Source organism: Yersinia sp. 1252 StPb PI (genome assembly GCF_048593885.1).
GTDB classification, from domain to species: domain Bacteria; phylum Pseudomonadota; class Gammaproteobacteria; order Enterobacterales; family Enterobacteriaceae; genus Yersinia; species Yersinia enterocolitica_E.
In genome coordinates, this window is record NZ_JAZGQE010000239.1 from 1 (window position 1) to 5,617 (window position 5,617).

Consider the following 5,617-nt stretch of genomic DNA (forward strand, 5'->3'; position numbering starts at 1 on the left):
GTATTAGCTACGGGGTTATTTGCCCCGGCATTTAGTTCAACTGCAGGGGTTGTAGTCGGTGGGACTCGTCTTATTTATGATAGCGAAAAAAAAGAAACCACATTAAACGTAAGTAACCCAGATAAAGTCCCTTATCTGATCCAGTCTTGGGTGGACACTCAAGATGGAGGAGCAGCCAAGGCTCCTTTTATTATTACTCCACCATTATTTAGGCTGGACAGTAACAAGGATAATGTATTACGTGTTGTACGGGCCGGCGGAAATTTACCGGAAGATAAGGAATCACTGTTTTGGTTGAATGTTAAATCTATTCCTTCTAGTGAAAAGATAGATAACACCCTACAAATTGCTGTCAAAACACGTATCAAGCTGATTTATCGCCCACAAAGCATTAAAGAAACAGTAGAGCAGTCAGCAAAAGGCATTAAATGGCAGCGTAGCAGTAATACCTTGAAAGCCATCAATGACTCGGCTCATTACATAACCTTCTTTTCCGTCAGTATGGGAGGGAAAGATATTCCCAACGTCACTATGGTTGCACCAGGTTCAACACTGAATATCAATTTGCCTGCGGGTATGACTGGAAGCAGCGTCAGTTGGAAGATTATTAATGATTACGGCGGGACCAGTGAAGCTTATCAAGCCTCACTATAAATCGAATCGGTTGTAAGTTAACAACCCTGCCGCGTCAATACTTTGGGTAATAGAAAATGAAAAATGGGCTGGGTAAAGACCCTATTAAAAAAATAAAACATAATATTCATTTGACGCGGTTGAGCTATTTCATTTTGTGTCAGTTGGGCTTACTGATGACAGATATTAGTAGTGTACGAGCAGAAGATTATTTTAACCCAGAGTTACTTGAGCTGGATAATCCATCCCAAGCCGGTGCCGATTTATCTGTATTTGAGCGAAATAATGCACAGGCTCCAGGGGTTTATCGCGTTGATGTCTTGTTGAATAACGAATTCATCGATACTCGCGAACTGGAGTTCGCCCTAGTAAATGATACCACCGCGAAGGAAAGCCTGCAGCCTTGTCTGACAATCGATGAGTTGGCGCAGTTAGGTGTCAAAGTCAGTGCATTTCCAGGGCTGGCAAATGAAGGGTGTGTGGACCTGTCCACCGCTATTCCTCAAGCTTCGACAGAGTTTCGCTTTGACCAACAACAGCTCAACCTGAGCATTCCGCAGGCGGCGCTGACCAGACAGGTTCGTGGATATGTCTCGCCAACACAGTGGGACCAGGGGATTACTGCGTTGCTGGCCAACTACAGCTTTAGCGGTTCTAACTCTCGAGTAAGTCATGAGGGGAGTAACAGCAACAGTTACTTTCTGAATTTGCGCAGCGGGGTGAATGTCGGCCCATGGCGACTGCGTAATTATTCAACTTGGAACCGTGACACTGCCGGAACCAATGAGTGGAATTCAATCAATACCTATTTGCAGCGTAACATTATTGCCCTGCGCAGCCAGCTCACATTGGGTGACAGTAGTTCTCCCAGTGATGTTTTTGACAGTGTGCCATTTCGCGGTGGTCAGTTAACTTCGGATGAGGAGATGTTGCCGGACAGCATGAAAGGGTATTCACCGGTAGTTCGTGGGATTGCTAAGAGTAATGCTCAGATAACTGTACGCCAAAACGGCTTTGTTATTTATCAGAGTTATGTTTCACCTGGGGCATTTGAAATCAATGATTTGTACTCTACGTCTGGTAGCGGTGATTTGGCGGTAACGGTCACTGAAGCCGATGGCAGTGAACAGAATTTTGTGGTGCCTTTTGCGTCAGTCCCGGTATTACAGCGTGAGGGGGCATTGAAGTACAGCCTAACTGGCGGCAACTATCGCTCTTCTGACCGCAGTGTAGATAAAACGACATTTGCACAAGGAACCGCTATTTACGGGTTGCCCTGGGGGTTGACGGTATACGGTGGTATTCAAGGCGCTGGGAATTATCAGGCAGTCTCTGGCGGTTTCGGTAAAAATATGGGCCGTATTGGGGCAATTTCACTGGATATTACCGAGGCGCAAGCGACTTTCTCCGATGAGAGTAACAGCAGTGGCCAGTCATGGCGTTTTCGTTACGGTAAAAGCTTTGTTGAGACAGGGACCAACTTCAGTCTGGCCGGTTACCGTTACTCCACACAGGGTTTTTATACCTTGCAGGAAACACTGGACACGTTTAACAGCAATAATAACCAACCGAACCAGCAACATAAACGTAGCCGTGCTGAGGTCGTTGTGAGTCAAAATCTGGGGCAATCTGCCGGTTCTTTGTCAGTAAGTCTCATTGATGAAGGCTACTGGGACAACGGTCAGAAAACACAATCAATGAGTGTGGGGTATAGCAACAGTTGGCAAGGTATTAGCTATGGCATCAATTATAACCGTAATAAAAATGCCGCCAGCAGTAATGGGACCCGCAGCGAAACGACTGATCAGGTCGTTGCGCTTAATGTCAGTATTCCGATTGACCGCTGGATGAGTAACTCATGGGCAAATTACAGCATGAGTAGCACCAAAGGCGGTCGTACTACACATAACGTTGGGGTGAGTGGTACCTCGTTGGAAAATAACAATCTTAGCTGGGGTGTTAACCAAGGGTATACCACGCAAGGTGATGGGAGCAATGGTAACGTGACGGCCAGTTATGACGGTAGTAGTGGCCAAATTAATGGCGGCTACAGTTATGACAAAAGTCAGAATCGCATCAACTATGGTGTGCAAGGTGGTGTGGTTTTTCACTCGGGTGGGGTCACTCTTTCCCAGTCACTGGGTGAAACGGTCGTGTTGGTGAAAGCCCCCGGTGCAGAGGGAGTGGCTGTCAATAACAATCGCGGAATTAGAACCGATGCCCGTGGTTATGCGGTAGTGCCTTATACCAGCCCGTATCGCAGTAATCCTGTCAGCCTCGATACAGGCTCGCTGCCTGATGATGTTGAATTGGAGTTAACCAGTCAAACGGTGATCCCAACACGCGGGGCGGTGGTAGTGGCTAATTATCAAACCAAAATTGGCCAGCGAGTGATGATGACATTGCAGCGCAGCAATGGTCAGCCGGTGCCTTTCGGTGCCACAGTCAGCGATGCGTCAACTACATCAGAGAATGGATTTATCGTTGGTGATGAGGGACAGGTTTATCTAACCGGGATGGCAAATAGCGGCAAACTGCTGGTGCAATGGGGTAAAAATAGCGATAGCCAATGTGTGGTTGATTATCAATTGTCGAAACACCGGACTCAGGATACGACGTCAAACGGTATCCTGATGATGCATAGCCGTTGCCAATAAAGGAACAAAAGAGATGAAGAATACCGTTAAGATGATGGGAGCTCTGTTGTTTTTATACAGTACCCACTCCTGGTCTTTCTTTGCTTGTACGACTGAGTCTGCTGGCGTCACTATCAATGCACCGCCGCTACTTGTTGTTCAGCGAGATGTACCCGTCGGTGCGCGGCTAGCGGTACCGGAATTCACGTCACCAGTCTTGCTGTTATTCAGTTGTCCTGCTGGGAGGACCTATCCCACGGGCGGACAAAATCTTGCTGTTAAAGCAGCAACAGCTTTTTCTGGTATGACTGCGGGTGGTGGTGCGCGCATTTACGCAACTAATATACCCGGTCTGGGGATACAATTGGGGGGGGTTAACTCCCAAACTTTGACTGTTTCTGGCTGGATTGGGCGTGCACCCAATATAGATGGCAATGTGAATCAAGGCGCATTTATTAGTACTAATGGCGTGTTTAAGACAGCGGAGGCCGGCGCGGCAGTCACTTTTTATAAAATAGGGGCGATGTCGTCAGGCGTTCTTACTCAAAAAGTCGGGTCACTGATTCTTGGCAATGCAACAAGTTGGGCTAAACCCGAAGTGCCCGTCAGTATTATAGGGATGAATGTGACGGTATTAGCCTGCTCGCTCACAACACCGACAATAAGTGTCCCGTTGGGGAATGTATACGCGGCTGATTTTACCGGAGTGGGTACCACCAAGGGTGATAAGGAATTTAATCTGGGGCTGAACTGTGCTGCGGGTACTAAAGTCAACGTGGCACTGGCCGGCACACAAAATGCAGACACGGTCAATACCAGTGTGCTGGCATTGACCGGGGCAGGAAGCGCGGGGGTAGCAAAAGGGATTGGTGCACAAATTTTATATAACAATACACCACTTAATATTGGCAGCAAGTTGTTATTAAAAGAATCCGCTGGAGGGATAGAAACATTTCCGTTTAAAGCGCGTTATTACCAGACACTGACCAGTATTTCTCCGGGCACTGCAAATGCCACGGCCACCCTGAGTATTACGTATCAATAATTTAAATGCTATCTATTAACTATTTTTGTGAGAGTAAAATAATGTTATCAACCCCAAAATATATACTGGCAGGTTTCGGTTTCCTTGCGGCCCCAATAATCATGGCGGCAGATACTAGCACGATTAATATTACTGGCAATGTTATAGCATCTCCTTGCACAGTTAATGCGGCTAACTCGGCGATGAATATTAAACTAGATGATATTCAGGCCACGGATTTAAGTGCTGCGGGAGCTGCAAGCCCATGGAAAATTTTTACGATTACACTGATCAATTGCCCTGTTTCGACCACCAAAGTAGATGCGGCGTTTTCTGGCACTGCTGATACACAAGACGCGGCCCGTTACAAAAATGCCGGTACGGCCACCAATCTTTCTATTGAGCTAACTGACAGTGTCGGGACTAATTTGGGGCCTGGGAAAGTAACCAATGTGTCAGTAAATGCAACCAGTAAAGAGGCGGTTTTTAGCTTAAAAACGCGAACATATTCTGCTCGCGGGGGGGTTATGCCAGGAACCATTAACGGTACCGTTCTGGCCACCTTTACGTATCGATAGCATTATTGCCCAATCTATAATATGGACAGCAAGATGAAACTGCATACTTTTGGAATATTATTGATATCCGGCATATTAAGTAGTGAATGCATGGCGGCGGCATCTGATCTTTCTATTAGCGGCAATGTGGTCGCCAGCCCGTGTGTCATTGATGTTGATAGTGCTAATCAGACGATAGATTTCGGTCAAAGTCGCAGTGGCGATTTTGTAACTGCAGGTCAAGGGGGAGAATGGAAACCTTTCTCTATTATGTTAACTGAGTGTCCGTTAACCACTCGCCATGTGATGGTGTCACTGACAGGCACCTCTAATCCTGATGATGATACTCTTTACATCAACACCGGGTCGGCACCCCATGTAGGGATACAGATTGCGGAGGGCCAAACACAACAAATCTTGAGACCGGGTAGTCAGGTTACGGTAGCGGTCGATAGCATCAGCAAGAAGGTGACCATCCCTCTGGTCAGCAGACTTTATAGTACTGGCCAAATCAGCGCAGGTTCGGTAAGAGGAGCACTGCAACTTAATTTTACTTATCAGTAAGTTCAGGTTTGAGATAATGTTCATTTCATTCTCAAAAACTGAAATTCACACTCTTGATGATGGCCTCTATATGGATGTGCGCTCCGATCCCAATTGACTTCAAGTGAAGAGCATTAATCGAGGAGTCGCTACAGTTCGTTTGTAAGTAATTACATTTTAAAAAGTATGATTTAAAGTTAATGGTGAATTTCTTTCATCACTAC

General features: G+C 46.4%; 5 protein-coding genes. All 5 read left to right on the plus strand.

All coding sequences use genetic code 11. The features are described from left to right. On the plus strand, nucleotides 1-654 hold a 654-nt coding region (locus V2A85_RS21550), incomplete at its 5' end, for a molecular chaperone (RefSeq protein ID WP_420072316.1). 56 nt (nucleotides 655-710) lie between these two features. Then, nucleotides 711-3,290, plus strand: coding sequence for a fimbria/pilus outer membrane usher protein (locus V2A85_RS21555; protein WP_420072317.1), 2,580 nt, complete (start codon nucleotides 711-713; stop codon nucleotides 3,288-3,290). Nucleotides 3,291-3,303: 13 nt separating this feature from the next. Continuing rightward, entirely contained in the window at nucleotides 3,304-4,314 is a 1,011-nt protein-coding gene (locus V2A85_RS21560; RefSeq protein WP_420072318.1) for a fimbrial protein, read from the plus strand. Nucleotides 4,315-4,319: 5 nt separating this feature from the next. Beyond that, the gene (locus V2A85_RS21565) at nucleotides 4,320-4,871 is read left to right on the plus strand and encodes a fimbrial protein (RefSeq protein WP_372558610.1); all 552 of its coding nucleotides are present in this window, start codon (nucleotides 4,320-4,322) and stop codon (nucleotides 4,869-4,871) included. A gap of 33 nt (nucleotides 4,872-4,904) precedes the next feature. Then, nucleotides 4,905-5,414, plus strand: a complete 510-nt coding sequence (locus V2A85_RS21570; protein ID WP_372558609.1) for a fimbrial protein — start codon at nucleotides 4,905-4,907, stop codon at nucleotides 5,412-5,414. Nucleotides 5,415-5,617: the final 203 nt, after the last annotated feature.

Excerpts from the sequence above, each read along its gene's own strand:
- V2A85_RS21560 (WP_420072318.1), top strand. The coding sequence starts at position 3,304 with ATGAAGAATACCGTTAAGATGATGGGAGCTCTGTTGTTTTTATACAGT.
- V2A85_RS21555 (WP_420072317.1), top strand. The coding sequence starts at position 711 with ATGAAAAATGGGCTGGGTAAAGACCCTATTAAAAAAATAAAACATAAT.
- V2A85_RS21565 (WP_372558610.1), top strand. The coding sequence starts at position 4,320 with ATGCTATCTATTAACTATTTTTGTGAGAGTAAAATAATGTTATCAACC.
- V2A85_RS21570 (WP_372558609.1), top strand. The coding sequence starts at position 4,905 with ATGAAACTGCATACTTTTGGAATATTATTGATATCCGGCATATTAAGT.